Source organism: Variovorax sp. EL159, from assembly GCF_900100965.1.
Taxonomy (GTDB): Bacteria; Pseudomonadota; Gammaproteobacteria; order Burkholderiales; family Burkholderiaceae_C; genus Variovorax.
In genome coordinates this window covers 116,282-141,656 of sequence record NZ_FMUJ01000005.1, presented here as the reverse complement: position 1 = coordinate 141,656, position 25,375 = coordinate 116,282, and the positions used below count along the sequence as shown (strand labels likewise).

The window sequence follows — 25,375 nt, the reverse complement described above, 5'->3', positions numbered from 1 at the left end:
GACCGCCAGGCCGTGCAACGTGCGGATATCTTGATGGGCTGCGGTATCGACCCGCCTTGACGCCAGCCCACCAAGTTGTTTTTCCCACCGGAACGATTGCCAGCACCTGAGGCAGACGGAGCAGTCCAGCGCCTACCATCGGCACTACTGTCATTTGAGTTGTGGTTTGTGGATTGAGCACGAGGCCCTCCTATGCGATTCAGGAGGTCCCGTGTTCCCTTGGCTACGCCCGACACAGGTCGGTGGGTTCATGCGCGGACAGGCGAAGCCCACCCTTTTCCATAAGCTGCCGCAGCATCGTCAGTGACCTGCAGCGTTGGCAGAAAAGCCAACAGAGCTACCCAGCGGCGCAAGGTTCTATTCCGATCCTGGTTGCCAACCGAGACGATAGTTGGCTCAACCGAATGTGCTTTGCGTTGGGAAGATCGTACCGATGACCACCTAAGTCCGTCAAGGTTCAAATCCGTTCGCCACCGTGCAGCGAGCCGAAGCAGGCGTGCAAGCTCATGCCGTGAAATAGCGAGTCACCGCCTTCGCGCAGAATTGATCAACTCTTTCGGCAAACGCCCGTTCATGAACTCCGCTACTGACTATCTGACCCGCACTTCATCCGCGACACGAAAACTCTTTGAAGGTGTCGAGTCCTACTTGGACCCGCTGCGAAAAGGCATCGAAGGCGCCGTTTTTGTCAGCGAAGGAAGCGACCCTGCCGCATTCAACGCTAGCTACGGCACTTGGGCTGAAGAGAATTCACGCCAACTGGAGCAGTCGAAGCAGGCTCAGTCGGAGTTCGTCGCAGAGCTCTTTGCGATGGCCGCTCTTTGTGGCGCGATCCTCGAGATTGCCCATAAAGGCATTCAAATGCATTCCATCGCCAGCACGTTGTCTGGCGTAGCTTCGGCAATCGTTGGGGAAAGCTCGGCCGCTCGTCAATTCGCCATCGGACGCGAGGTGAGGGGTGTGCCCATCGGCCTCATTATTTATGCGGGACGCAACCAGCATGCTCACTTTGACGAAGCGAAACTTAGCAGGGTGAACCAAGCCGTCTTTGATCACTTGGCCCGTGTGCCAGGCTTTGAGGGCGTAAAGGATCCGGCGGTTGATCTTGCGAGGCACCCTAGTGCAAGCGTGGCGCACAACATGACTTACCTGCTCGGCTGGCGCGATTTCGCTGCCTATTCGCGAGACATGGAGAGTCTGCTGACACGCGCCTAACCGGCGTTCGACCACTGAGTCTGAGGCCATTTGAGGCGCACCGCGATAAGTCTGTCGCCATCTGTGCGATAAATCGTACCGAACCCCGTTACCAGATTTGAAACAGAATTGCATCGTGCGCAAACGCGCACGCATTGCGACCAGCGGTCCGGCGCTTGCCTCCCGCTCTCTGAGAAGGAAGTGGCATGGGTGAGCTTTGCAGGCTTTGCGGTCGGGATTGCCCGCTGCTAGCGAGCCACATCCTTCCGGCGTTCGTGTTCAGATGGAAGCGCGAGAGTGCCGGGGGCTCCCCTCTGCGCAACACCAAACAGCCAAACCTGCGAGTCCAGGACGGGCTGAAGAAGAGCTTTCTCTGCGCCGAGTGCGAGGCGCTCTTCAGTCGGGATGAGCGTGAGTTCGCAAACAAGATCTTCTACCCATACGTCGAAAATCCTGCTGTGCAACTGGTCTATGGCCCGTCACTGCTGCGGTTCTGCACATCCGTGTCTTGGCGCGTGCTTCGTCTTGCATTGGAAACCGAAGACTTCGGCCCCTGGGCTGACCCCGAGGCGGAGGAACTCTGTCGGCAGGCGGAGGTGACTTGGCGAGCATTTCTTCTCGGAGAACGTGAACACCCTGGCGATTTCCGGCAGCAGCTGCTGCCGTTCGACATCATCGAATCAAGCAGCGGCGGCGATGAGTCGCCCAACATCAATCGTTACCTGACGCGGACGATCCAGATGGACCTTTGCAACAATTCGACCCAGACTTTCACGTTCGCCAAGCTCGGGCCAATCGCCATTTTTGGCACGATTCGCCAGCGCTCTAACCCTTGGAAGGGCACGAGGGTTCAAGCAAATCAGGGGACGGTGGGAGGCCGTCAGCAGTACGTACTCCCGGGGGCGCTTTGGCCTTACCTGAACGCCAAGGCTCGCGAGAGCGCAGCCGCTATGGCGGGGATCTCGAAGAAGCAACGGGAGGTCATCGATCAAAATCTCCGAAGGAACGCAGACGCCTTTGTTGGAAGCGCCGCTTTTCGTGCCATGCAGGCTGACATTGAACAGTTCGGCGACGGGGCCTTCGACCCGCAGTAACTCTTCGCGCGGACTGGTCGGGTCGACTGGTTACTGCAGAAGTTGCTGCAGAATCCATCGGATGTCGATGAACCACGGCGGATGAAGGCGGACACAAAAAAAGCCCCAAGCTGTTGATTTACTTGGGGCTTTTTAGGTTGCGCCTTTGACGGACGCAGTAATTTGGTGGCCTGGGGCGGAATCGAACCACCGACACGCGGATTTTCAATCTGCACAAGTCGGCCTTCCTTTGTGATGATTTGAGTTGATCTATGCGACAAAATCTTTTTAAATCAATGACTTATCTGATCTTTGAAAGATTTTCGTACAGACCGGTGTTGACCCAGATTGCTCTAAAATGCCTACATGGCGCCTACACGGTGCCGTGTAGGCATCTATGACGACAAAACTGACTTTGACCACTGCACGGGTAGAGAACCTGCCCTGTGAGCCCGGTAAACAACAGACCATCCATTGGGACGCCAAGACCCCCGGCTTCGGCTTGCGGATCACTGCGGCCGGCGCTCGCTCCTACATCTTCGAGTCCCGCCTGTTCGGCAAGACACTGCGCGTCACGATCGGTGATGCGCGCGCCTGGGAGTTGGGCCGGGCGCGCACGGAAGCCGGCCGCCTCAAGATGCTCGTGAACGAGGGCAAGGACCCCAGGGAGGTGAAAGCCGAGCAGCGCCAGGCCTTGGAGGCTCGCCGAGAAGAGGCCGCACGCCAAGACGTACTCTTTGGTCAGGCGTGGGACGCCTACATTCAAGAGCGCAAACCCTTTTGGAGCGAACGCCACTCCCGCGATCACGTGCAGCACGCCTCGGAAGGCGGGGCGGCCAAGAAGCGGGGACAGGGCCTCACCCAGGCTGGTCCGCTGGCCGCACTGCGCGCGCTCCGGCTACCCGACCTCACGGGACCGCGCATCGCACAATGGCTCACTGCCGAGACCGCCACTCGTCCTACGATGACCGCACTGTCGTTTCGGCTGCTGCGAGGCTTCATCCGCTGGGCCAAAGACATGCCGGCCTATAAGGGGCTCATTCCCACCGAAAGTTACCAAACGCGTGGCGTGAAAGACGCTGTCCCGCGCGTGAAGGCAAAAGAGGGCGACTGCCTGCAACGCGAGCAGTTGGGCGTCTGGTTCACCAGCGTACGCGAGATCCATAACCCGGTCATTAGCGCGTACCTGCAAGGCCTGCTCATCACTGGCGCCCGGCGCGAAGAGTTGGCGGCGCTGCGCTGGGAGGATGTGGATTTCCGCTGGCGCAGCCTGACGCTCAACGACAAAGTGGAAGGTGCGGCAGGGCGAACCATCCCGCTCACCCCCTATCTGTCCAGCCTGTTGCTCGAACTCAAGCGGCTGAACGAAGTACCGCCGCCCCGACGACAACTCAAACGCCTCGAAGCACAAGGCCGCACCTGGAGCCCTTCACCCTGGGTCTTTCCAAGCCCCACCTCTGCAGATGGCAAGCTCGCAGAACCGCGCAGTGCCCACACCGGAGCACTTGGGCAAGCGGGCTTGCCGCACATCACGCTGCACGGCTTGCGCCGATCGTTCGGCACATTGTCCGAATGGTGCGAGACCCCAGCCGGTGTCATCGCCCAAATCCAGGGGCATAAGCCCAGCGCGATCGCCGAGAAGCACTACCGCCGCCGCCCACTCGACCTACTGCGCAAGTGGCACGATCAGATCGAATCCTGGATGCTGAAACAGGCCGGCATCCCTCTCGACACAGAGTCTCACGAGCGCCCAACTGGCCCGCCCCAATAAAAACCCGAGGGCTTGCCGCGGCGATCTCCTGCCTGAACAAGAAGAACGGGCGAGCCCCTAGGGGTACGGCAACACGCCTGTATAGCTCAAATTTGGGCCACCGAAGAGCATCTGCCGGCAAAGGAATTGCTGACGCCGATCTTCAAATATCGCTCCGTCGTACAGACTCTTCCATCTACACGCTATCAACCATCACGCCAGCTTCGAATTTTTCGATATATTTTTTAATTTTAGCGTTGACTTGTTTGTAATTTTTTGCCACCGCATCGTCGGACGCCTTATAGATTTCGAGCGTCTCCTTTTTTGCATCGACGAGCCTCAATCCGTTTCGTTTGCGCAAATCCCTGCAATACAGACCAGCAAGCACAGCGGCAATCCCATCTATTCTCGCCACTCCATCCTCGCTCATATCACCAGCGACTCCTTTTCCAAGAAGTTTATTGAATAGCGCACTGGAAACAGCATCACCAGGCGCATTCCACTCCCGATTTAGAGCGAGTTGATAAAGAAACTCGTCTATTTGCTGCTCAATATCCAGCGCATCAAAGATAGAATCGATTTTCACGGCGAGCCAGAGCCTACGTTCACCAGCCTCGGTGTGATCACCAGCAATTTCAACGCTCGGATGCAAACGAATCGGCTCGCGCACACGTCGAATACGCACAAATTTATTGAATTCAATATCATCATTTTTTCCGTAGCTCTTTGCATCCCGAAGACATTCTTCAGAGGCCAAGAGCAGCTCCCTAATATCGTTCCCTTTCAGAAGATCACAGGCTCTGAAGTATTTTGCGGCAGGAAGTTCCAAATCATCATCTTTGAGGTTGATTTTTGAATGAATCTCGCTCGTGCACCGATTCAAAATCTCCGCTATCTCTGGATGTATCAATCGCCCATGCAATCGAACGCGCGGGGCGCCAATCTGTAACAAATCCCATGCATAATCGATCAACTCCTCCGCATCGATTTCCTCTTTTCGTGCACCCCAACCCAGCAAACACTCTCTGATTTCCTTGTCTATGTCTTTCAATCGCGCCAAGGCTTCCGGGTAGCGCAATTCCGAAGCGCGAATGGCAAACTCAAGCGGCAGCGCATTACTGATCGCACCGAGCAGAAAATGATAGAGAGAGTTATCGATCTTTCTTTTAGCCATGACAGGGTATTGAGAGTAGTGAACGGAAAGCGCGCAAGCACATCTTTGCGGTAATCGCAGGTTTCGTGCCCCGCGGCCAAGTCGCTTGAATCAGGCTGATATGGCCGCAACCCGTGTGTATGTCGCACAACGAGCGGTGAGCGAGCATCCAACTGGCAGGTTTGAGCTTGTCGATCAACAGCAGCTTGAACACGGTCTCGGCCCGCTCACCCCGCAGCACTACAGCAAGAGCGTCCACAACGCTGTCGATCACCAGTTGCAATCGTGCCTCAAACGGCACATGCGGCATGTGAGCGGAGGCTATGTAACGCGATGAAGTCTGCCTTCGCAAGGCACTGCTGCACCAAGGGCAGTATCAGTGCCATCACTGAGATCCGCTGTGCACCAGCGTCACGGTGGCGCCTCGATTGAAACTTCGGCGATCAGCTTGCTACTCGGTTGGATGCCAGCCTCAGGACGACTGCTCCGGTCTTCACCCCAAGAGACAGCTATGGCAACTACCGTTCCATCGCCTCGCTTGATCGAGGCGAGGTACCTTCCGGTGCCACCCAAACGTACCGCGAAAAAATTGTCGCGTTCTTTCAGACTCCTCCCCACTGCAGCGCGCACTTCCACTTAGTAAGGCTCAGCGATGTGCGCGGTCATGCAGGGATGTATTTTTCCTGGAGTAAGTAATGCAAGCACAAGTCCTTGCCAGTCAAGCAGGGTTCCAACTCACCACCGATGCGTTTGCTGCGCAGTACCTGGTCGGTCCGCAGACCGTTCGCAAGCGCCTGAGCCGCCACGGCTCCTACTTCGGCATCAAGCCGCTGCGCCTCCCGAACGGTCGCCTCCTGTGGCCTGCCGATTCGATCAAGGCACTGATCGAGGAGAGCCAGCAATGAGCGACATGGCCACCACCCTCGAATTCGAAGGCCGCGATGCGCTGATGAAGTCACTCGACGCGCTCCAGCCCACGGGCGAGCGCAGCACCGCCACCAAGTTCAACGCGCTGTATGCCAACATCGAGCAGGCGCTCACCCGCGGCGTGACGCAGCGTGCCGTCTTGGAAGCGCTCGGGCGCGACGGCCTGAAGCTGCATCCGGCGAAATTCAAGAAGCTGCTCGGGGAAGCTCGTGCTCAGTGCAACGAAAACGGGGAAGGCCTCCGCTGCTCGTCCTGCGGTGGAGTGCAAATGACGCCGCCCGCGACGGAAGCTCAACTCGAGGAAGGGAGCGAAGAGTGATCCCTCCCATCATCACACCTCCCTACCCTGTCGATGCGTTGCCCCCCGAACTGGCGCGTCTTGTCACGGAAATCCAAGCCAAGGTGCAGGCTCCCGATGCTTTGATCTGTATGGCCATCTTGTCCGCCATCTCGGCGGCGAGTCAGAGCCTCGTCGACGTCCTGCTGCCCACTGGCCAGCTCCGTCCTGTCTCGACCAACTTCTTGACGATTGCAGAGTCTGGCGAACGCAAGTCGGCGGTTGACGGCATCGTGTCGGCCCCGATCCACGCTCATGACGAAGCCCGTGCGGCCAAGTACCAGGAGAATCTCTCGCGGTACATATGCGACATGAAAGTGTGGCGAGCAAAGGACCAGGTACTCCGGGGCAAGCTCAAGAAGGCCGCGCACCAAGACGAATCGACCGACGAGATCCAAGAGCAGTGGGAAGCACACGAGAAGAAGAAGCCGATCTCGCCTCGTCTGCGGCAACTCGTTCGTCAGGACATTTCCGAACGCGCGCTCATCGAGGCGCTCGAGGGCGACTGCGAGTCGATCGCGCTCATGTCGGATGAAGGTGAGGCCGTCCTCAAAGGCAGTGCGATGACGACGTTCAGTGTGCACAACCGGGTCTGGGATGGCGCCAAGATGCTGACGCTCGATCGCGGCCGCGGTGTGCACATCGTCGTCCGCCATCCGCGAGGCACCATGAGCATCATGGTCCAGCCCGCAATGCTCAAGGACTACCTGCGCCGTCACGGTGAGCTCGCGCGCGGTTCCGGCTTCTGGGCGCGTGTGCTGGTGGGTGCTCCGCCCTCCACGCAGGGCTTCCGCTTTGTGTACTGGTACAACGAGCAATGGGTCTATCTCCCCGGCTTTCACGGCGGAATCAAGGAGTTGCTCGAAGAATACGACCGACGGCTCGCCGAAGGTCCGATCAAACGCGAAGTGCTGGAGTTCTCGCCCGAGGCGGTGACTCGCTGGATCGCGTTGACGAACCAGGTGGAAGCGATGTTGCAGCCGTTCGGCTACTTGAACGACATCAAGGATTTCGCATCGAAGTCGATGGAAATGGCGGGGCGTCTCGCGGCGCTGCTGCACTTTTTCACCAAGCAGCAAGGGAAAATCAGTCTCAACGCCTTAGAGTGCGCATTCTTCATCGTGCGCTGGCATATCGATGAATTCAAGCGCCTGTTCGGGCATCATGCCGGAGCGCCGCAGATTCAGTCAGATGCCAAAGCGTTGGAGTTCTACCTCCACACGCACTTCTATCAAGGCGGCAATCTGACAGCCCCTCGCAACGCCGTCCTGCATGCCGGCCCGATCCGCCCTGTTGCTCGCTTCAACGAGGTCCTGGACTACCTAGTTGCATGCGGTAAGGTGTGGATCGGCCTGGTTGGTCGTCGCCGCTTCATCAATCCTGGCCCCAACTTCGGCGTGCCCTGAGATGCCCATGAGGGGCGGCTTTGGCCGCCTCGACTCCCAAACAATGCGATTCCATGCGATTTGTCGCATGGAATCGCATTGTTTTTGCGACTCAGTAAACCCAACATCCCCTTGAAGGTGTTTCAGGGCCAGGCGGTTTGCAGCTCGACCGGATCGACAAGCAGCCAGCCAGCGGCCACGCTGCCGCCGCATCAACAGGACTGCACGAACAGCGCGCCGCCCCCGAGCAGGGCTCTGTCTGGCTGAAGGCATACCGCCCCGCGCAACTATTCCAACGCCCTCTATTTGAGTTGTATTCGAACGTAATCGCCATGGTCGTTTCCATCATGCGCGAGCAACGACAGTCAAGCGCATCGTGCTTTCGCACGGCGCCGCGAAGCCTTCACTTCGATACAAACATAGTGGTACTGGTCCGTCACACCTGCGCATACCCTTGGCGTCGCGCACCGAGAGTTCGTTATAGCCCGTCGAGCTGATTTGCTGCGCTCAGCGCCGATTGACCGAGATCGGACTCACACATCGATCGCGTTTGCATGCACGCGCACATCACCACCACGCTCGCGAGATACGCCGTCATTTACCTATCGCGCGCTATCTGCACACGCATCCGCTCAACGCGCAGCTAGCCGATTCCCATCTGGGCGACGCTCGGCAGCTTACTGTCAACGCCGCGAACTTACCTTGGCGCTAGCGCCTTGGTCCCGTTTCACAAAGTCTGTTTGAGCACCTCCAATGTGTGCGCCATCACCGCGATGATTTGACTACCCTCAATCAACGCCTGCAACTTGAATTCGAGCCTGTAGCGTGCCCTAGTCGCCTTCGTCATTCACGCGCTCCTTGCTTGCATTGAAATGCACAGCAACGGATGCGGGAGGGGGAGAAAACGACTTCGCGCCAAGCGCCAAGCTTTCGAACTGGCTGGCAATCACACCTCACAAAGCACACCCGTCGAGCGTGATAACTTTTTATCGACCTGATGTCATATCTATGAGACCAGATCCGTGATTCCTCTGGACATCTTTGCTTCACTGGGGAGAAGAGGTTTCGGATTATCTCTTTATCTCATTTGAAATTACCTACCGCGTCCCAGCCCCTTCTTTCCGTCGAGATTATCGATCTCATTGGGATCTGTATCTAGTTGCCATCAGGCGCTTGGACTTTCCCACTATGACATTCACCTCCAAATGATCAACTTCACAGCAACACCATCATCGTGCCCGTCATCGTCACCATTGTTTGGTGACAAGCGTTCCTTGTGCATCAGCATGATTTACCACGATACCTTCAATGGGAAGGAGTGCCTTCGCATACCGTCTGGCTTTCAGACAGCCAAGCACATTGAAGACATTGTCGATCTCACCCGCGATCTGCTCGCAGAGGGGCCCTCTCATTGCGCACCAGGCAAGTCCCCCGTTCAGCGCTTCGGCTCAAAGCTGGAGCAACGAATTCAACGTGCACTGTGGTTGACACCACAGCAACTGCAGGAGAACCTTCCCAAGCATCGACTGCACCCCTACGTCGAGCTCTTTATCCAGTGCGCTGCCAGGGAGCGCCTGTTTGACTGGAGGGCCTTGGGCAAAGCACTGAGCCAGGCGGAGCGCAAGGAGTACGCTGCCGCCCGACAGCGAATGCTTTCGGCATTGCGCTCAGGAGCGCGTGAGCCAGCCTTTCGCAAGACCGTCAAATTTCATCAAGATAAGGTGCGGCGCAATCTCACCTGCGTCCGGCGTTACACCGATGCGCAGTTCCGTCGTCACTCGCGCCTTCTGGTGATTCGAGTCGATTGCATGTTCGTCGAGGGATTTTCTCCAGCACATGACTGGATTCAAGCGCGAGCCTACCGCGAGGCGCTGATCAAGTATCTCAATCGCGATCTTCCCAAAGTGATTCAGTCGCAGAAGGATCGAGATGCCAAGAAGAAGCCCGAGCCGATTACCGGGTACATCATCGGCACCGAGTATGGGATCGAGACGGGCTGGCACTTTCACGTCACGCTGTTCTTGAACGGCGACGACCACCAGAATCATGTTGGCATCGCGTCAACGATCTGCCGGACGTGGATGAATGAGCTCACGAGCGGAAACGGTCGCTACTACAACTGCAATCACGCGGCGAAGATAGGCACGTACGACAAGGTGGGCGTCGGCATGGTCCACAGACACGACACGGTCACACGCGAGATTCTGAGCAGCGTGGTGACGCGCTACGGCTGCAAGGGCTGCTACTACGCCGAGGCCCAGACAGGGACGAAGGATCGCCTGCTGAACAAGGGAGGCTGGCCTAAGGCAAAGGACCCCAAAAAGGGTGGCCGTCCTGAGAAACCGCCACAGATGCAGCGACGACTTTTGACGCACATGTTTTCCGAGAAGAAGAAGCGATTCTTCCCGATCTGGGTGCCGAGTGAACCAGTCCAGCCACCAGTGGGTTACTAATCCGGGAGCAGTCCTTCGCCGGACCTCCTTCGGATGCCTGCTTTCGGGACTGTCGGCAGTCATTCGAAAGCGGTGCCCACATGACCGGATACGCTGCGAAGCCGTCCTCGCTCGGCTACGTGCGAAGCTGTGGCGCAACGTATGCATGGTGACGCGCTTGTCGATCTTGGCCGCTTCGGCGGCGTCATGGACTGCACGATTAAGTTGACGCGCGGTCAAGGGACCCAGACCACGTTCGGCCGCGTCGGGATGACGTTGCGATACAGGTTCGGGAAGATCGGCGAGTCGTGCTTGCTGTCGGTCGTTCGAACGAATCGTCTGCGAAGCTTGATGCTCAGGCCTTGTGCCCTCATCACGCGTGCGAACCCAAGCTGCTGCCGACCGATGCACCCGTCGACGCGCTCACGCGCCTGCGCATACACTCGCTGCTCAAGCAGTTTTCAGCTGTTCATCAGCCGGTGATTCTTTTGGTAAAACACGATGTGGACTAGGCCATAGAACTCGCCGACAGGGTGGTAGCGGTCCTCGCCAAGACGCGGACTGCAGTTCGACGATTTCCGCCCCAGAGTACGCCTCACCGGGCTCGTGGCGCAAGCGAACCCGCTCGCCGGCGACAAAGACGGCAAACGAAACTATCTCGACCGGGCCGACCTTTACCGCTCCTCCGGCCAGTCCTGAGTAGTGGATCAATGTTATCGATGTAAATGCCGCGATGGGGATAGGACCCTCGCCCTGTCACGAAGTGATTGCTTGGGCGCAGCTTTACTCGATCGATCTCCGCTTGCATGAGTCTACTCACGCAACAGTTGGCGAAATGCTCGCAGTTGTTGGTGAGAAAGTCGCAGCCACTCTCTCCAATCCGCGCGTAGGCGCAATCCACGATTTCCTTGCGTGAGTATTTGTTGTTCCTTGATGATCTTCACGCGCACTTGGCGGCCGGACCCATGCTCTTGTGGAGACCGCGTCAGTTTATCGCCGCAACTTCCGCACTGATGTGTCGCTGACTATCAAGTAGCCGTCGAATCACTTCAGAGCACCTCATTCAAATGCAGAATCAGCAATTCCTTACAAGCCTTTCGTTCTGATTGCGTATAAGCTCCCGCCCTTCCCCATTCTCAATTAGATCGCCCAATGGCAAAAACCTACCTGCAAGTCCAGCAACAGATCGAAGAACTACAAAAAGAAGCAGACAAGCTGCGTCAGAAAGAGGCTGCTGGCGTTCTGTCTCGAATCAAGGAAGCAATCGCAGCCTATGGTTTCACGGCAGCGGACCTGGGTTTTGACAGACCTATTGGTCGCGTCGCGTCGGTTGGCCACGCTGCGACCAAGCCAAAGGGAAAAGACAAGACGGGCGTCACGTCTGCCCTTCCCAAATTCCGGGACGATCAAGGCAACGTGTGGAGCGGACGCGGGCCGCGTCCGGCTTGGTTCAAGGCGGCACTCGAAGCGGGCAAGTCAGCCGACGAACTACTTGCTCAGTAGCTTCTGAGCTTCATACTAACCAGGCGTTTTTGCACCCACTTCTCTTTATGATTTTGAACCGGTACGGCGCGAGATAGGTTAGGCGAAGTACTCAGCTGTCAGATGCAAGCAGAATGCGCCGCCCCAGGATGAACCGAAACAGTATCACCGCAGGTGGACCTCATATCCGCTTGATCGACAGTGCCAATCTAGCGATGCCCCTTACTGGACCAAGTCAGACCTGACGCCATTTCGGGGAAGAGCAGCGCGACTAGTTCGTCGTACTTGCGTCTACGGTAGTAGATGTCGCTAGGCTCCTCAATCCCGCGCCGCGCTCGTTCACGCCAGGCGTCTATCTTTTTCTGCTGGTCCAGTGGAAAGCGGCGGTCGTAGGCTTTCAGCGCCACGAGAAAGAGGAAATGGTAGCCGCGGGAGCGAGCCTGTTGTCTATCCGTCATGATCGCGTTGACAACCTGCCAGAGCGACACAATGCGATAGAAGACTGGCTTGTTGTCACGAATGGAATAGAGGCGCCCGAGAACGCGTACCAACTCAGTGTCGTCGTCCGTTAATTTCGCGCCGCGGTAGCCTCGGCGCTCCAGCTCGACGCCCAGCGCAGCCAGGCGGCGCTTGGCTTCATCGCGCTCGCCGGTGTATGGCCCCCAATTGAGACTGCCGTCTAGGTATTTGTAGACGACTAAGAAGTCTGCCGAAAACCAGCGCGCAAGCTGGGAGTCACTCGCATCTAGCACCTGCTGCCAGAACCTCCCCCGCCGTGCATCAAAGACGGGGTGATGCACCCAGTAGGACGGAACGTTTCCGTGGTGCAAGAGGTTTCTGAGATGAGTGCGTGTCGTGTCGCGTGGCAGCCCGCTGAGGTCAAGCTCCAGGCAAGCCACGTCTTCCGCGCGAATGCGTTCGAGACGAGCTCGATCGATCGGGTGGGTGACGGTCACCTCAATGGCAATCGGCCCCGAAAAATACTCCTCTGGTTCCCCATACATCTCGGCGAGCAGGTCAGGGCGAGTCCGCCCAAGCTGCTTCTCGAGGCGGATGTCGTCAAGGGGCACGTCACCTCCGTCCTGCATGAGGTCGAACGGCGTCACGCCGGCGACATGCATCCAGTCCTCCCAAGGCAGCTCGATGTCCGGTACTACCACGCTCTTCAATTCGCGGAGCAGCTCCTTGGCGGTCCAGTGCAGCAGGGTTTCGCGGGTCGGTGTGAGTCCAATCTCGGGCTCTGCCTCTATCGGTACAGCGTCTAGTGCTTCAACGGCATCGGCTAAGGCTTGGGCTTGCAGTTGCGGCTCGATCCCGCTTCTGTCCAGTTCGGGTCCGACCCACTGCCCATCCAGAACAAGCTGCTGAATGCGAGTGCGCAGTTCCTCTGCGCTCATATTGGCCACCGCGGGATCATCCGCCGCGATGACGATGGTTGGCAGTCGATGGCCATCTGGCGACACATCCACGCTGCCCGACAACCGCACCAGCACTTGATTACCGTCTGCGAGCGTCAGCACAGCGGTCACCTGATCTTCAATGTCTGCAGCAACTACCCGCGCGAGTTGCTCCTCAATAACGCTTTCCCGGGCATAGGAGCCTCCGTAGAGGCCCCGGACCTCTCCCCGAAACTTGCGAGGAGGAAAGCGGTCGATGCGGGCCTCTCCTAGTCGATACAAAAGTGCGGCGCGGGCGACTAACAGCCTGCAGTTGTTGGCAGGCGTGTAGCGCAAGTGACGGAAGTGCGGCGCGCGCACGGCCTGATCGACGCCGGCATTCACCGCCTCCAACTGCTCTCCACAGCCGTAGCACTCGCAAGCGCACTTGAGCCCCGTACGTTCGCGAGGAAGCTCTCCGATGTAGACAAGCCGACCGGTCGCGGACTCCTTGGCCCAAGCCACCATGAGACGTCGGCGTGTCGCGACCGAGGGGTCTTCGGTCAGTTCGGCGCGCAGGTCGGCCGGCAGCGTGAAGGAGGAGTCGCCAGTCATTGCACGATTCGAGACGTCTTCTCGATGCGATCAATGACTGGATGCCAATTGGGCGCATTGGACTCAGCTGCCGTCGCGGTGGCTTGCTGCCTGGTCTTTTCGATGAGAGCCCAGTTCGCAGGCAGCAGCCCCCCGACTCCCCTCGGTTGCGTCTTCGGCCCCCACGCAAAGCTCGTTTGCACGGCTATGGGGCTGATGCGGGCCATCGAAGACGGCTGCGGCAGCACTAAGACACCAACCATTCTCGATCCTGCATCTTCGCCTCCAGATGAACTCAATGTATCAGCGTGACGCCGATGGGCTTCATGCTGATACCCGGCGGCGCCTTGGTCATCACCATCATCGCACCGCAAGAACCCCAATGAACGTCCGAGAACTCATCAAAGAACGGCAACCACGGCTAGGCGCTCGGCAAGCCCGCCAAGAGCGTTGCTCGCTTCGCAAACACGTTGTCGCGCACGGTTTGGATCAGGTCGAGGAACTCGTCGACGTTCTTCAGCTCGGCCAAATCGTCTGCATGCGTCAAGGTCGTGGTGGTGATGGGGAGCCCGCGAATGTCCTTGAAGTCCAGGGAGCCATCGAGCGCAGACATGTCTGAGTGCGCCAGCAACTCGTTTCGTGTCTTCTTTAGCCGCTCGTGCAGCGCCACATGATTGACCGGAACACAACCGACGGGGATCCTCCGAGGGTGCCCCTGACCGTCCTTGGACTGGTTGAAAAGCGTCATGTACTCGACGACTGCATACCGAAAGGCCGGCCCCGACAAGGGATGGTCGAGATTGGCCCTCACGTCCTGCAAGGTCAGATGGCAGGAACTCAGGCGCTCGACGCAAACCGCCAAATGAATGATGTCGCCTGTGGGGTCTGATTGGGTTTGCATGCCGGACTCCTCGCGACTCTTAGTTGTGGAGCGCGGATGGTATCCGGCGAAGGACGCCCGTAAATGACTTCGAATCTGCGGTGGCGCGATGCCAGAATAACCTCGTGAAGTCCGGCCACTTCTGGGTGCAGCAGCGGGCGATTTCGATGGTGGAGCCGGCCGATGCCGAGAAATGGCCGAATGCGTGGATCTCAGCGCCGACAGAAAAGCCACTGGAAGAGATGCAGTCAAACAACCAAGGCCGCGCCGCATAATCGTCTGCCTGCCCAAAGACCCCTCTCCTGATGAAGAAGACACCGGAAAAAGTTGTTCGTCAGCAACTGCTCGACCTCGCCAAGCATTTAGATCAGCTTGCAAACCGTGTGCCGATGAACCTGGCCGGAGATCGATGGCACGTGGCCGCGAAGATCCCGCGGACACCGGGCTGGTATTTCATCGAGACGGATGCACCAGTCGAGATCTTGCAGAGGCAGCATCGACCTCAGACGCGGTACACACAGAAGAATGGCAAGGAAGCGGATGTCAAGATCTACGACATCTCAGGCAGCGCTGCGCGTTATGCAGATGACCTGAAAGATTGCTGGAATATCGAACAGGTGTATTCGGGGCTCGCTTCCAATCTGCAGGACCGGGCGCGCGAGCACACGCTGCCGGACTTGGGGACAGCAGCGCTCGCTCTTGGCCTCTACCCGGAACTCCGCAACTACGCATGGACGTTTTGCTACGTCGAGATGCAACGATTCCTTCCTAACGCGTCGTGCCCGAAGATGCTCCTCAGGCTCGGCGAGCAGATGTGGCGTGGGATGAACGGCTGGCCCTTGCTATCGCGAGCTTGACTGGATGCTTTCCTCCATGTCCACCGTCGCTGGAAATTCTTGCCGAAGAAGTAGCCCTTTGAGATGCGATGAATCGCCTGGGCACACATGCAAAATCTGGCGTGTCTAGTAGTCAATGAGCGGCACACGCCGATAGGGGACAGCCATGCAATGGATCGACGAAACGGCTCTTAAGACTTGGGCGACGTTCCTGAACGCCCGCGAGATGGTTATGGCCATGCTGGCGGATCTGATCCGCATGACTATCGACGATGCGTCGCGCTTTCGCTTTCCGAGCGGTGAGGTCAGCCAGCTGCGCGGCTGGGATGGAGACCTCGAAACGACCGAGGCCAAGGGCTATGTGCCGGCGGGCAAGTCGAAGTGGGAGTTCGGCACCGGCCCTGGCGCACCAAAGGCGACAGCTGACTACAAGAAACGGACGAAGCAAACTCCAGCTGAAGAGATGGCAGAGAACACCCTGGTACTGGTGAATCTCGGCTCTTGGAACACAGGGACCAAGAAAATCCCGGAATGGGAAGATGATCGTCGTCGGGAAGGCAAATGGAACGACGTCAAGTACATCGACGGCGTTCAGCTTGTGCAATGGCTCAAAGACCATCCGGCCATTGCTGCCCGCTATGCCCGTAATGTCCTCAAGAGTGCTCCCCAAGAAGGCGCCTTGAGCACCGACGAGTACTGGGACGAATTCAGTACTCAGTTCAATCCGCAGCTCAGCGAGAAGCTTGTCATCGCCGATCGCCAGCAGGAGGCCGATGCGTTGATTGCCAAACTTCAAGGGCAGCCCGAGTCCTTCATGCTTGGCGCCGAGACGTCCGAGGAAGTCATCGCATTCGCGGTCGCGGCGATCCGTAGCGCGGAGCCTGCCGCGCGCGAGTCTTTGGAGTCCAGAACACTGATCGTACGCACCGAAGCGGCGGCCCGCTTTTTGGCGATGCGCACCAAGATGGTCTTCATTGCTACAGGCGCTGCCGAATCACTGGCGGGGGGGCTCGGCAGGAAATGCCCCACGCTGTCAGCCGCGACTGGTGCCCAGGCTAAACGCAGCCCGATGCTGAACCGGCCGACCGCCACGGGCATGGTGCCTGGCTTCATGGAGATGGGGCTTGACCACGGACAGGGCTACGAGCTGGCGCATCGATGCGGGCGCAGTCTGACCATCCTGAAACGGCTCATCAGGAACGCTCCCGTTGCTGACCCCGTCTGGGTGGACCAGGCCACCGCGCTGAAGCCTGCGCTTCTCGCCGGAGGTTGGTCCAACGATCTCCCCGCCGACTGCGAGGTGCTGAAGGAGCTCGGTGGGCACGCCACCTATGGTGCCCTCGAGGTCATCCTCATGCCGACGCTGGCCTTGCCTGATCGCCCTGTCGACCGAGAGGCCGACGTCTGGCAGGTACGTGCGCCCGTGGACGCCTTCTACTTCTACGGCCGTCAGCTCACTGATGAAGATCTGACGCGGCTGAGTGACGCCATCGTTAAAGTCTTCGGCAAGCAGCCCGAACAGCCGTCCCGAGACCAAAAATACGATCCGGCCAATGCAGCCGGATCTGCCCACAGTCGGTGGCTGCGCGATGGCCTCGCGTTGACGTTGCTTATCATCGCCTCAATGAACAAGGTGGCAGACCTGCACGTCAAGGGCAAGTCGCCGCAACAGTACGTCGACGACGTGATCAAGGCGCTGCCCGAATGGGGCAAATCGCACCACTCAATAGTGCGTCTCGGCGACCAGACCGCGCTGCTCGCAGAGGCCGCACCCAACCCTTTTTTGACGGCCCTCGAGTCTATGCTCGAGGGTGCCCCTGAGCAGGTCGCACAGATTTTCGAGTCGGAGCGCGATCGATTCTTCGGCCCATCGAGCCCGCATGTCCACTTCCTCTGGGCGCTGGAATCGATTGCCTGGGACCCGCGCTACCTGATCCGCGCCGTGGTGGTGCTCGCCAAGCTCGGTCAACTGGATCCGGAGCCGGATTCGAACCACGTCAATCGGCCGATCAACAGCCTGCGCGACATCTTGCTGGGCTGGTCACCCAACACGTACGGATTGCTGCCCCAACGCATCGCGAGCCTCGACGCTGTACTAGTGGCGCGCCCCGACGTTGGCTGGCAGTTGCTCAAGAAGCTTCTGCCTCGTCACATGGACTCGACCTCCCCCACGCAGCATCCCAAGCTGCGTGACCTGGCGCCGGAAGTACCGGAGGAAATTACCTTCGGCGTAGTGTGGGACTTTGAAACTGCCGTCGTTGACCGTACGCTTGTCGCCGCCGGCGATGACGAAAGCCGTTTGGGTGTTTTCGTCGAGAAGATGGGGCAACTGCGGCCGCTCAATCGGGCGAAGGTGCTCGCCCGCATCGACAGCCACCTCGCTGCTCACCAAACGGCTGTGGGCAACCCGATCTGGCACGCCCTCAAAGACGAGTCGGCTCGCAATGAGTACTTCAGCGACTCGGACTGGGCATTGACTGGTGACGAGCTTGCCGCTGTGAAGAATCTGGTCGAGCGCTATCGTCCTAGCGACCCCATGGTGTCCGACCGCCATGCGTTCGATGACTGGATACCGCACGTTGGCAAGTACGTCCCGGGTGGTGAAGTGATCGATGATACCGACAACGTGCGTAAGGAGGTCCTCCAGCGCGTGCTGGCTCGAGATGGCGTGCCGGGCATTTTGAAGCTTGCGAAGATGGTCAAGTTGCCGGGTCTTCTTGGCCAAACCCTGGGTCAGATTCCGTTCACCCTCGATCAGATGTTTGAGTTGATGAAGGGTGCCCTGGACTCGGCCGCACCGCCGGACCTTACGTACTACGTCTCGGCATTTGGTTTCGACAAGTTCGGAGACCGCTGGAAAGATGCTTTCGAAGACCGCGTTCTGGCCCATGTTTCGGACAGCACCGCAAAGGCCAGGCTCTTGCTAGGGTGGTCTTCCAATCAATCGACGTGGGCCTATGTCGAAGGCCTAGGCAGCGAGGTGCAGGAACAATATTGGCGTCACCAGGGTTTGCTGCCTGCCGAAGGCCCCATCGATGAGTTCCTGTTTGCGATCGACCAGTTCCGAGGCGTGGGGCGGGACATCGACGTCTTGGGCTTGATCCACAGGCGCAGTAAGGACGTGCCATCGAACCTGCTAGTGGAATTGCTCGTCAAGAGCGCTGGCCAAGTGGACAGCAGCATCAAGCGCATGGGCAACATGCTTTCCTACTACGTCGGGCAGGCGTTGAAGGAATTGCGGGGACGCAGCGATGTTGAGAGGCGGCAGGTCGCGCTTTTGGAATATGCCTACTTTCCACTTTTGCGCTTCGAGAGCGACCCGCTGACCATCTATGACCTGTTGGCATCTGACCCTGAGATGTTCGTCGATGTGCTGTCTCACGTCTTCAGGGGCAAGAACACGCCCGATGACCAAGTCATCACTTCCGAGATGAAGGCACGGGCAAATACCTCGTACGACGTGTTGTCGGCGTTCAAGAAGTTGCCTGGCCTACGCGAAGGAAAGATCGACTCGCGAGAGCTGTCCGAATGGGTGACGAAGGCTCGAACCCTGACCGCCGCCAAAGACCTTGATGACATCGGAGACCAGCGCATCGGCTTCGTCCTGGCTCATGCGCCTCAGGATCCCGGCGTACCCTTCTGGCCTCCTTCCGCGGTGTGCCAGGTGATCGAAATGGTCGCGTCCGAACAGGTCGAACGCGGGTTTGCGATCGAATGCTTTAACAAGCGCGGCGTCTTTGGCAGGGGCATCAACGAAGGTGGCGGGCAGGAGCGCCAGCTTGCCGAACGTTACAAGGGCTGGGCTGAAGCGACTCTGAAGCACCCTCGAACGTCCGCGACGTTGATGGCGATCTCTGAAGAATGGAGCCGTAGTGCTGAGCGTGCGGACGTCGAGGCTGAACAAAGTAAGTTGAAGATTTAGGCCGCCTGGAAGCAGCCTTTCCCGTATGTCTGCCGCCGTTGCCTGGCTTTCCACGGTATCTGAACCATTGGCGGCAATCGCTGCTGCGTAGCCGCCTTCGCGGTATGGGCCGCAACCGCAACGCCTGCGTGATCTATCGGTAGTAGCGATAGGGAAAGGCGTTGTTCCAAACAAAAAAATAAGCTGAGCGCGGTGTGCGCTCAGCTTTCTATCCATCCTGCCGGTGTAGTGGAATTTCCCCAGCCACGGTGGCAATCTATGCCGCCGGTTTGGAGTTCTTGTATCTGAAGCCACCGTCAGGGCCACCGATGTGCTCGATAGGGAACCGTTCATCGAACAATCGGGGCGCTCCCATCCCCATCCCGTTCTTCATCAAGTAGGTGAGGTACTCCCGCATGCGTTTGGGATCCATCAGGTAGACCGGAATGGCACTCCCTCCCTCAACGTCATCGATGAACAGTGAGGCGCCGATGGGCTCAGCATTGCCGCCTTCGCGGTATCGAAAGGCGGTTTTGACCTTGGGGGCGTGGCTCTTGTCGTAGTAGGTCTCGACTTCTTTGGCGACGGCTGCGTAGGTCCGTTGGATCTCCTGCGCGTACTTCTCATTCCAAGTCGATGCATCGTCAATCTGCTTCTGGGCCGCATCGATCGCAGTTTGATGCTTCTGTTTTTCAGCTTCGATTTCTGCCAGCAGCTTTTCCTTTTCAGCATTCACCGCTGCCAGGTTTTCGGCGCGACGTGCTTCCCACGCCGCTTCGTCTGGCGGCGCCTCACCTCGTCTCAGTGGGGCGCCACTGATGGAAATGAACTGCGAGCGCGGCTCGGTGGCGATGTATTGGATCCGTTGATCGACCTCGGCCACCCTTCGAGCGGCCTGCGTTGCACGCTCCTGGCTGGAGCGCAATGCATCTGCATGGATATTGCGGGCCTGCGACAGGGCAGTGGTAACGGACAGGTCCGCGAGATCCGCTCTGGTTTTCAGGGCCGCCAGCTCCCCTTGCTTGGACAAGTTGAGCAGTTCGTCATCCAGCTTGACCATGCAGGTGTGCGTGACGACGGTGGCGTTGTTGACGATCTCGCTGGTCCAGTCGGTGCTCTTGCACTCCTTGATCTTGCTCAAGGTCTCGCCGACGGTGAACTCGTCGCCACGCAAGCGCGTGTCCTTGACGGCGGAAATCTTGCTGTCTCCGCAGGCCGCCAGCATGGTCAAGGACACGCTGAGGCCGATCAATTTGATGACATTGAAGGGAATCATGTGAAAGGTCTTCTGTAAAAAATGGTTGTAGGGGAGATGGATATGGAGAAGGCGGATGTGCTTGGGCGCTGTCTCGCCGTCCCCGCCGTTGTCGCCGCTCCGTGCGTACCTAGCAGCGGTGCTTCGGGTTCCGGGGACGACGCGGGTCGGTACCGAGCACAGCGCCTTCCTTGGTCATGCAGACGCCATCAGTACACGCGTAGCCGGGCATCTTCAGCACGGCGCGATCGGCATCGCCGATCTCGCAGCGCAGTTCGTCGAAGTCGAACTCCTTGTAGGTCTTCACGCGTTCGGTGGTCGTGTAGTACACGCCGCTGCCGCCCGCCTGGACCTGGATCGGGTAGACCGGGTACTTGAGGTCTCGGCTCCAGCCCTGGATCTGGATCTCCATGGCCGAGCGGTCGATCTGATGCCTCACGGCGTCGGGGTTGGTGAGTGGGTCGCCGCCCTTGGCAAGTGCCAAAGGGGTGAAGACGATCGCAGTGAACACCGCGAAGACGGTGCCGAGCATGGTTTTCATGGGAGGTCTTGAAAGAAAGTGGAGTGGAAACGAGCCCGGCCGCGCGCGGCCGGGCCAGCCGAAGGCCGCTCACCCGAGCTTGGTATCGGCAGGTTTGGGTGGAATCAGCTGCGGGGTATTCCAGTCGGGCGGAAAGGTATCGACAGGCGCCCAACCGTTTTTCACATAGCTGCGTGCCGAGATCCGGTTGCCGAAATGCCCGACCAGGCCGCAGGCGATGAGGATCGCCCACGTCTGGGCCACCCAGTCCTCGGCAGGGTTGAGCACCAGCAAGATGGCAAGACCCACGACGAAGTAGGTCACATACAGGAATCCAGCGCACAGCAGCGCCAGCGGCCACTGCCCCCGCATCAGGAGCGCCAGGGGGCCGAAGAAGAAGAGCTGCCACGAGAAGCCGTGCTTGACGAAGCGGGTTTGGTTGTTTTTGGTGAAGTGAATGTTCATGGTTTGGGGTCTGAAAAGCTGGGGCTGGTCGTCTCAATGCCTGCTAGGGCGACGTACCTTTCTCCGAAATGATTCCAGTGGGTAACGCACTTTCGGAATGTCTTGTCTTCAGTGGGGTGCATTTGTCGTGATGTAGCGGTCCCTCCTTGGTTTCGTCATAGGACGTGCTTTTCCTGTAGGGTTCGCGCCCCGAAAGACTAAGGATTCCTTAGTATAAGAAAAAGCTAAAACTCAGACTATCTGAGGATGCCGCGTGCAAGCCATGCTCAGATCGATCCCGCCTTGCCTTTGTTCGCCAGGCGGCTCAAGGCCGCGCGCTTGCGCAGCAATTTCTCGCAAGAGGGACTGGGCGTGGCGGCCGGCGTGGACGAGTTTTCCGCTAGCGCGAGAATCAATCAGTACGAACGTGGCAAGCACACACCGGACGTCCTGATGTCGACGCATTTGGCTCAAGCGCTGGACGTGCCGTTGTCGTATTTTTGGGCGGTCGACGATGACGAAGCAGAGCTTCTGCGGCTCTATCACACCCTGGGGGTGCGGATGCGCAAGCAGGCGTTGCGCTCGATTCAGGAGTTGGCTGCTCCTAAGTAGGGCAACTCATTTCTTGATGCGATGCGCTACAGGTCAGCTCGCCTGAAATGCGCCCGATGACAGGCGGAGGCGGGATCAATCCTTTGAGCATGAAGATCCTTTGAATCTTGTCCAGCCCACCCCTTCAATCCGCATGGGGCGGGCCGCGGTGAAACCCCTGCGGAGACGGGGGTGAGGCCATCGAGCCGGCCGACTTGATGGCAAATATCGGTCTGTCAGATCTGAGCGAATTCGCCTCAGCGACATGCCTGCGGCGGGTGACCGCGAAAGTACCCCCCGAAATGCCACCCCAACCCGAAGCCGCAGAGGAGGCCCGCTGCGAGCACGAATGCGAAGGCCGTCAAGTAGTCGAGCGGCCCGTAGCAGATGTTCATGGCAATGTCCTTTTTCTTTCCTTGTGGTTGATAGGTCAGGCCTCTAGCCCCTCAAACGAACAAACCCCGGTCCCTCAAGGGGAGCCGGGGTTTGTGCCGTTCGGTGGGAAGAGGAGGATAGAGAGGGGCTGCATCCTGATGCCAGTAAAAGGACCACCTTCATCGCGGGTTGCCCCGCACGGGGTCTTCGTCTGGCAACTGGAGTTGCCGCAACCGCGCCTCCTCTTCGGTAGCGCGCCAGACTGCTTCCCGTTGGAACGGATCGGTTTGCTTGCGCTGCAGCATCACGCGATCCACCTGCTGAAGAAACGCCTCGTCGAGCGCGAGCATCTCGCTCTGGCTGTTCATGCCCGGCGCTGCGGCCTCGTCCGGCAGTCTTCTCACGAGGGTTTCCCCTCAAAGAAGATCGCCTGCACGCGCCTGGCACCAGCCCCGTGGGCTGGGAATCCCACGATGGCCGCACGATCGCGTTGCTGGCAGATACCGCAGTTCAGGCAGTCGGTGTTGCCCACGCTGGCTGGACACACGATGACCTGGCGCCCCTCGGGTGTCCTGATCGGTTTCGTGGTGCCCACAGGCAGAACCACCGCCACGGGCGCCACGCCAAGCGCTGCGTAAGCATCGGCCTGCGCCAGCGTCTGGGCGCTGAGGTTCACCGTGAAGCCCAGTTCGTTCGCATTGCGGATGGCGGCCCGGTTCGCCTGCGTCGGCCGGTAGTGCGTGTACGTGAACCCGCGCCGTCCCCGGTTCGCCATCGCCAGCCTTGTGAGCCGGCGCGCGTCAATCGTGCCCGGCGCGCAAGGTGTCAGGTCGCCCGCCTGGTTGTGCCGCCACAGTGCTCCGCGCCGCAGCGTGCGAATCTGCGCCAACAGCTCCTCGAAGGTGCTGCCTCGCGCACCAGCTGAAACAGCCCTCCAGTGCAGCGCCAGCGTCCCGCTCTCCGCGTAGCAGCCATTGCGCCGGAAACCGCAATCCGGCGGACAGGAGTTCGCACTCGTTGTCGTGACGGCCATGGGGCCGGTCTTGGCGTTACGGCTGATGCGGGTGAAGTGATAGGTGAATGGTTCTGGGAGAGGTTCTAGAGATGGATGCGGGAATGTTGTCGACGCGGCGTGCGACGTCGAACGACCGCGTGAGATCGTGGTGATCAAGATGTTCTCCTTTGATGGGGTAGGTGCTGCTGTCGCAGGCGCGGGGCGCGCAGCCGTCCCCGTCCCCGCCCATGGGCTCAGAGGGGCAAGGCGCGCGGGAGTGGATGGACTTCGAGAGCCCGGAGGAGCCCAGTCGGGCCTATGCGTCGAAGCGCTGCTTGAGCTTTCGCTGCACTTCGAGGGCGCAGCCGTGCCAGGCGTGACCGCTGACCAGGCTGGTGTCCAGCGCTTCGGGTTCGCAGGCAGCCACCCTGTCGGCGTACTGGGTCAGTGCCTGCAGCACAAAGGCCTGGATGAGTGCCCCATGGGCGCTGAACTCCATCAGCTCGGTGACAAATTCAATGTTGGTCGATCGCATGCCCGTTCACCTCGCACATCGACTGGATGATCTCGAAACCTGCGTCGGCAACGAGTCCCGGATCGAGCAACATGATCAGGTCATCGCACATGCTCACGCGCATCGACGCCCACACGGCCTCGCTCAGCCCATCCTCGCGTGCACAGGCCCTGGCCGCACGCGCCAACGCGTGCTCATCGAAGACGGCGAGCTCGACGGTCAGCACCAGCCTCGTGCGGGGAGTGGTGCGGGGAGCGGTGGGGGACGTGGTGCGAGAAGTGGAAGGTTCGCCGCTCATGCGCCCTCGCCGGTCTGGATGCGCGAGATCTCCGCACCGAACGCCAGCGCCGCATTGGCGGGACCGGGAAGTCCGTTCTGGCGCACCCACCAGTCGGGCGGGTTGTACGGCTCACACATCACACCCAGGTAGCCGTCCTGCGTGGCGTAGCCAACCACCTTGGCGCGGCCGATGCCGTTGATACGGACCAGGATGTCGGTGCCGATCTCCGGCACCTCGAATTCGGCCGACCACTTGACCTGGTCGTTCGCCGCGAGATCGCGGGTGTAGGGCGGCACGGTTGTGTGTCGCTGGAATGGGGTATTCATGATGGGTTGTTCTCCAAAGATGACAGCACCGTGGTGCTGCCGAGTTGTCGGGACTTCAGGCGGAAGACGAGGCCGTCGCTCTCGCGAACGACCTCCCAGCCGCGGCGACCGAGGCTGTGGCGCAGCACGTACGTGTGGTCGCCGTACGCGACACGTGCGCCGGGTTGGATCGCCAGGCGTCGCGTGGCTCGGCTTGCGTGGAACGCGCGCACCTGCTCACGCCAGGGGCCCGCGTACGGTCCCGTGGGTGCATCGGCTTGCGCGAGAAATGCGAGCGGACAGTCGTAGTAGCAAGGCCCACAGGTTTCATCCATGGCCTTGACGGCTGCCTCGCCGTTTCTGCAGTCGATGAGCGTCAGGCCAATCCATTTACGGCCGGCGCGCTCTCCCGTGCGGGTCTGGGCCAGGAACCACAGCCGGCTGCCGATCACGCGGTGCGCGAGCACCGTCGAACAGGCGCCGACGCTGGTCAGCTCATCGTGGATCGCCTGGTCCTTGGTCGCGCGGTAGACGATGCTGCCCATCTCACGCCTTTGAAATGGCGCTCCGGGTGATCACACCTGGCGCAGTTTTGGTTGAAGGAAGTGTCGATTTGATGAGCATTGGGTAGACGTAAAAAAGCCCGCTCAAGGCGGGCTGGGTTGATGTGTGTGCGAGAAGTGCCGGGACGTTGCAGCTTCGGGTGCGCTGTTCAAGCTGGCGCTCACGCGAACATGGCCAGCAATCCCTCGGCGATCGACGCTCGACGGGTAGCGG

General features: G+C 59.3%; 24 protein-coding genes, 1 tRNA gene and 2 pseudogenes. 12 read left to right on the top strand and 15 right to left on the bottom strand.

The window, feature by feature from the left end; translation table 11 throughout:
• Positions 1 to 543 precede the first annotated feature (543 nt).
• Both BLQ28_RS21585 and BLQ28_RS21580 read left to right on the top strand, forming a co-directional pair.
• Positions 544 to 1,215, top strand: a complete 672-nt coding sequence (locus BLQ28_RS21585) for a hypothetical protein (RefSeq protein ID WP_143012543.1) — start codon at positions 544 to 546, stop codon at positions 1,213 to 1,215.
• Positions 1,216 to 1,400: 185 nt separating this feature from the next.
• Positions 1,401 to 2,288, top strand: coding sequence for a hypothetical protein (locus BLQ28_RS21580; protein ID WP_093243795.1), 888 nt, complete (start codon positions 1,401 to 1,403; stop codon positions 2,286 to 2,288).
• 163 nt (positions 2,289 to 2,451) lie between these two features.
• Here BLQ28_RS21580 and BLQ28_RS33045 read toward each other — a convergent pair.
• A tRNA-Phe gene (locus BLQ28_RS33045) sits at positions 2,452 to 2,519 on the bottom strand.
• A 145-nt stretch (positions 2,520 to 2,664) separates the two neighbouring features.
• Here BLQ28_RS33045 and BLQ28_RS21575 point away from each other — a divergent pair.
• Positions 2,665 to 4,038: a tyrosine-type recombinase/integrase gene (locus tag BLQ28_RS21575; RefSeq protein ID WP_093243793.1), complete on the top strand. Its 1,374-nt coding sequence runs from the start codon at positions 2,665 to 2,667 to the stop codon at positions 4,036 to 4,038.
• A gap of 175 nt (positions 4,039 to 4,213) precedes the next feature.
• Here the strand turns inward: BLQ28_RS21575 and BLQ28_RS32735 are convergent, their stop codons facing one another.
• Positions 4,214 to 5,191, bottom strand: coding sequence for a hypothetical protein (locus BLQ28_RS32735; RefSeq protein WP_143012542.1), 978 nt, complete (start codon positions 5,189 to 5,191; stop codon positions 4,214 to 4,216).
• Positions 5,192 to 5,865: 674 nt separating this feature from the next.
• Here BLQ28_RS32735 and BLQ28_RS21560 point away from each other — a divergent pair.
• The 4 genes from BLQ28_RS21560 to BLQ28_RS21545 all read left to right on the top strand — a co-directional run bounded on the left by BLQ28_RS21560 (position 5,866) and on the right by BLQ28_RS21545 (position 10,272).
• Positions 5,866 to 6,075, top strand: coding sequence for a DNA-binding protein (locus tag BLQ28_RS21560; protein ID WP_093243786.1), 210 nt, complete (start codon positions 5,866 to 5,868; stop codon positions 6,073 to 6,075).
• The gene (locus BLQ28_RS21555) at positions 6,072 to 6,416 is read left to right on the top strand and encodes a hypothetical protein (protein ID WP_093243784.1); all 345 of its coding nucleotides are present in this window, start codon (positions 6,072 to 6,074) and stop codon (positions 6,414 to 6,416) included. Before BLQ28_RS21560 ends, BLQ28_RS21555 begins: the two co-directional genes overlap by 4 nt.
• Complete coding sequence (locus BLQ28_RS21550; protein WP_256327408.1) at positions 6,413 to 7,840, top strand: YfjI family protein; 1,428 nt, start codon at positions 6,413 to 6,415, stop codon at positions 7,838 to 7,840. Before BLQ28_RS21555 ends, BLQ28_RS21550 begins: the two co-directional genes overlap by 4 nt.
• Before the next feature lie 1,184 nt (positions 7,841 to 9,024).
• The gene (locus BLQ28_RS21545) at positions 9,025 to 10,272 is read left to right on the top strand and encodes a YagK/YfjJ domain-containing protein (protein ID WP_093243782.1); all 1,248 of its coding nucleotides are present in this window, start codon (positions 9,025 to 9,027) and stop codon (positions 10,270 to 10,272) included.
• A gap of 120 nt (positions 10,273 to 10,392) precedes the next feature.
• On the opposite strand, the pseudogene BLQ28_RS33340 reads toward BLQ28_RS21545, so the two are convergent.
• Both BLQ28_RS33340 and BLQ28_RS33535 read right to left on the bottom strand, forming a co-directional pair.
• Positions 10,393 to 10,494: pseudogene (locus tag BLQ28_RS33340) on the bottom strand (integrase); the annotation flags it as partial.
• Positions 10,495 to 10,846: 352 nt separating this feature from the next.
• Positions 10,847 to 11,170: pseudogene (locus tag BLQ28_RS33535) on the bottom strand (hypothetical protein); the annotation flags it as partial.
• 233 nt (positions 11,171 to 11,403) lie between these two features.
• On the opposite strand from BLQ28_RS33535, the gene BLQ28_RS21535 reads away from it, so the two are divergent.
• On the top strand, positions 11,404 to 11,754 hold the full coding sequence (locus tag BLQ28_RS21535) for an H-NS histone family protein (RefSeq protein ID WP_093243777.1): 351 nt from the start codon (positions 11,404 to 11,406) through the stop codon (positions 11,752 to 11,754).
• Positions 11,755 to 11,942: 188 nt separating this feature from the next.
• Here the strand turns inward: BLQ28_RS21535 and BLQ28_RS21530 are convergent, their stop codons facing one another.
• The gene (locus tag BLQ28_RS21530; protein ID WP_093243775.1) at positions 11,943 to 13,724 is read right to left on the bottom strand and encodes a hypothetical protein; all 1,782 of its coding nucleotides are present in this window, start codon (positions 13,722 to 13,724) and stop codon (positions 11,943 to 11,945) included.
• Between the two features lie 400 nt (positions 13,725 to 14,124).
• Positions 14,125 to 14,604 (bottom strand): hypothetical protein, encoded by a 480-nt coding sequence (locus BLQ28_RS21525; protein ID WP_093243773.1) that lies wholly within the window; start codon positions 14,602 to 14,604, stop codon positions 14,125 to 14,127.
• A gap of 104 nt (positions 14,605 to 14,708) precedes the next feature.
• Here BLQ28_RS21525 and BLQ28_RS33040 point away from each other — a divergent pair, with 104 nt between their 5' ends.
• From BLQ28_RS33040 to BLQ28_RS21515, 3 genes are all read left to right on the top strand, one after another.
• Positions 14,709 to 14,858 carry a hypothetical protein gene (locus BLQ28_RS33040; protein WP_176801186.1) on the top strand — a complete coding sequence of 50 codons (150 nt, stop codon included), beginning with the start codon at positions 14,709 to 14,711 and terminating at the stop codon, positions 14,856 to 14,858.
• Positions 14,859 to 14,888: 30 nt separating this feature from the next.
• Positions 14,889 to 15,440, top strand: a complete 552-nt coding sequence (locus BLQ28_RS21520; RefSeq protein ID WP_093243770.1) for a hypothetical protein — start codon at positions 14,889 to 14,891, stop codon at positions 15,438 to 15,440.
• Positions 15,441 to 15,585: 145 nt separating this feature from the next.
• Complete coding sequence (locus BLQ28_RS21515) at positions 15,586 to 19,341, top strand: hypothetical protein (protein ID WP_093243767.1); 3,756 nt, start codon at positions 15,586 to 15,588, stop codon at positions 19,339 to 19,341.
• A gap of 256 nt (positions 19,342 to 19,597) precedes the next feature.
• On the opposite strand, the gene BLQ28_RS21510 is transcribed toward BLQ28_RS21515, so the two are convergent.
• The 3 genes from BLQ28_RS21510 to BLQ28_RS21500 all read right to left on the bottom strand — a co-directional run bounded on the left by BLQ28_RS21510 (position 19,598) and on the right by BLQ28_RS21500 (position 21,560).
• On the bottom strand, positions 19,598 to 20,596 hold the full coding sequence (locus BLQ28_RS21510; RefSeq protein ID WP_093243765.1) for a hypothetical protein: 999 nt from the start codon (positions 20,594 to 20,596) through the stop codon (positions 19,598 to 19,600).
• 109 nt (positions 20,597 to 20,705) lie between these two features.
• Positions 20,706 to 21,116, bottom strand: a complete 411-nt coding sequence (locus BLQ28_RS21505) for a hypothetical protein (RefSeq protein WP_143012541.1) — start codon at positions 21,114 to 21,116, stop codon at positions 20,706 to 20,708.
• A 69-nt stretch (positions 21,117 to 21,185) separates the two neighbouring features.
• Positions 21,186 to 21,560, bottom strand: a complete 375-nt coding sequence (locus BLQ28_RS21500) for a hypothetical protein (protein WP_093243756.1) — start codon at positions 21,558 to 21,560, stop codon at positions 21,186 to 21,188.
• Positions 21,561 to 21,806: 246 nt separating this feature from the next.
• On the opposite strand from BLQ28_RS21500, the gene BLQ28_RS21495 reads away from it, so the two are divergent.
• Positions 21,807 to 22,151, top strand: a complete 345-nt coding sequence (locus BLQ28_RS21495) for a helix-turn-helix domain-containing protein (RefSeq protein WP_093243752.1) — start codon at positions 21,807 to 21,809, stop codon at positions 22,149 to 22,151.
• Between the two features lie 533 nt (positions 22,152 to 22,684).
• Here the strand turns inward: BLQ28_RS21495 and BLQ28_RS32720 are convergent.
• The 6 genes from BLQ28_RS32720 to BLQ28_RS21470 form a co-directional block, all read right to left on the bottom strand.
• On the bottom strand, positions 22,685 to 22,873 hold the full coding sequence (locus tag BLQ28_RS32720) for a hypothetical protein (RefSeq protein ID WP_143012540.1): 189 nt from the start codon (positions 22,871 to 22,873) through the stop codon (positions 22,685 to 22,687).
• Positions 22,874 to 22,905: 32 nt separating this feature from the next.
• Positions 22,906 to 23,676 carry a DUF7227 family protein gene (locus tag BLQ28_RS32715; RefSeq protein ID WP_143012539.1) on the bottom strand — a complete coding sequence of 257 codons (771 nt, stop codon included), beginning with the start codon at positions 23,674 to 23,676 and terminating at the stop codon, positions 22,906 to 22,908.
• A 139-nt stretch (positions 23,677 to 23,815) separates the two neighbouring features.
• Positions 23,816 to 24,034: a hypothetical protein gene (locus BLQ28_RS21485; protein WP_093243743.1), complete on the bottom strand. Its 219-nt coding sequence runs from the start codon at positions 24,032 to 24,034 to the stop codon at positions 23,816 to 23,818.
• Positions 24,015 to 24,311, bottom strand: coding sequence for a hypothetical protein (locus BLQ28_RS21480; protein ID WP_143012538.1), 297 nt, complete (start codon positions 24,309 to 24,311; stop codon positions 24,015 to 24,017). The genes BLQ28_RS21485 and BLQ28_RS21480 overlap by 20 nt, the downstream gene beginning before the upstream one ends.
• Positions 24,308 to 24,589, bottom strand: coding sequence for a hypothetical protein (locus BLQ28_RS21475; protein WP_256327407.1), 282 nt, complete (start codon positions 24,587 to 24,589; stop codon positions 24,308 to 24,310). Before BLQ28_RS21475 ends, BLQ28_RS21480 begins: the two co-directional genes overlap by 4 nt.
• Before the next feature lie 26 nt (positions 24,590 to 24,615).
• Positions 24,616 to 25,143: a hypothetical protein gene (locus tag BLQ28_RS21470; protein WP_093243734.1), complete on the bottom strand. Its 528-nt coding sequence runs from the start codon at positions 25,141 to 25,143 to the stop codon at positions 24,616 to 24,618.
• Between the last annotated feature and the right edge of the window lie 232 nt (positions 25,144 to 25,375).

What these genes read in the sequence shown, in the direction of transcription:
- BLQ28_RS21520 (WP_093243770.1), top strand. Translation starts at nt 14,889, where the DNA reads ATGAAGAAGACACCGGAAAAAGTTGTTCGTCAGCAACTGCTCGACCTC.
- BLQ28_RS21535 (WP_093243777.1), top strand. Translation starts at nt 11,404, where the DNA reads ATGGCAAAAACCTACCTGCAAGTCCAGCAACAGATCGAAGAACTACAA.
- BLQ28_RS32720 (WP_143012540.1), bottom strand. Translation starts at nt 22,873, where the DNA reads ATGAACAGCCAGAGCGAGATGCTCGCGCTCGACGAGGCGTTTCTTCAG.
- BLQ28_RS21580 (WP_093243795.1), top strand. Translation starts at nt 1,401, where the DNA reads ATGGGTGAGCTTTGCAGGCTTTGCGGTCGGGATTGCCCGCTGCTAGCG.
- BLQ28_RS21560 (WP_093243786.1), top strand. Translation starts at nt 5,866, where the DNA reads ATGCAAGCACAAGTCCTTGCCAGTCAAGCAGGGTTCCAACTCACCACC.
- BLQ28_RS21485 (WP_093243743.1), bottom strand. Translation starts at nt 24,034, where the DNA reads ATGCGATCGACCAACATTGAATTTGTCACCGAGCTGATGGAGTTCAGC.
- BLQ28_RS32735 (WP_143012542.1), bottom strand. Translation starts at nt 5,191, where the DNA reads ATGGCTAAAAGAAAGATCGATAACTCTCTCTATCATTTTCTGCTCGGT.
- BLQ28_RS21500 (WP_093243756.1), bottom strand. Translation starts at nt 21,560, where the DNA reads ATGAACATTCACTTCACCAAAAACAACCAAACCCGCTTCGTCAAGCAC.
- BLQ28_RS21480 (WP_143012538.1), bottom strand. Translation starts at nt 24,311, where the DNA reads ATGAGCGGCGAACCTTCCACTTCTCGCACCACGTCCCCCACCGCTCCC.
- BLQ28_RS21555 (WP_093243784.1), top strand. Translation starts at nt 6,072, where the DNA reads ATGAGCGACATGGCCACCACCCTCGAATTCGAAGGCCGCGATGCGCTG.
- BLQ28_RS21510 (WP_093243765.1), bottom strand. Translation starts at nt 20,596, where the DNA reads ATGATTCCCTTCAATGTCATCAAATTGATCGGCCTCAGCGTGTCCTTG.
- BLQ28_RS21505 (WP_143012541.1), bottom strand. Translation starts at nt 21,116, where the DNA reads ATGAAAACCATGCTCGGCACCGTCTTCGCGGTGTTCACTGCGATCGTC.
- BLQ28_RS21545 (WP_093243782.1), top strand. Translation starts at nt 9,025, where the DNA reads ATGATCAACTTCACAGCAACACCATCATCGTGCCCGTCATCGTCACCA.
- BLQ28_RS21470 (WP_093243734.1), bottom strand. Translation starts at nt 25,143, where the DNA reads ATGGGCAGCATCGTCTACCGCGCGACCAAGGACCAGGCGATCCACGAT.
- BLQ28_RS21515 (WP_093243767.1), top strand. Translation starts at nt 15,586, where the DNA reads ATGCAATGGATCGACGAAACGGCTCTTAAGACTTGGGCGACGTTCCTG.
- BLQ28_RS21530 (WP_093243775.1), bottom strand. Translation starts at nt 13,724, where the DNA reads ATGACTGGCGACTCCTCCTTCACGCTGCCGGCCGACCTGCGCGCCGAA.
- BLQ28_RS21525 (WP_093243773.1), bottom strand. Translation starts at nt 14,604, where the DNA reads ATGCAAACCCAATCAGACCCCACAGGCGACATCATTCATTTGGCGGTT.
- BLQ28_RS21495 (WP_093243752.1), top strand. Translation starts at nt 21,807, where the DNA reads ATGCCGCGTGCAAGCCATGCTCAGATCGATCCCGCCTTGCCTTTGTTC.
- BLQ28_RS21575 (WP_093243793.1), top strand. Translation starts at nt 2,665, where the DNA reads ATGACGACAAAACTGACTTTGACCACTGCACGGGTAGAGAACCTGCCC.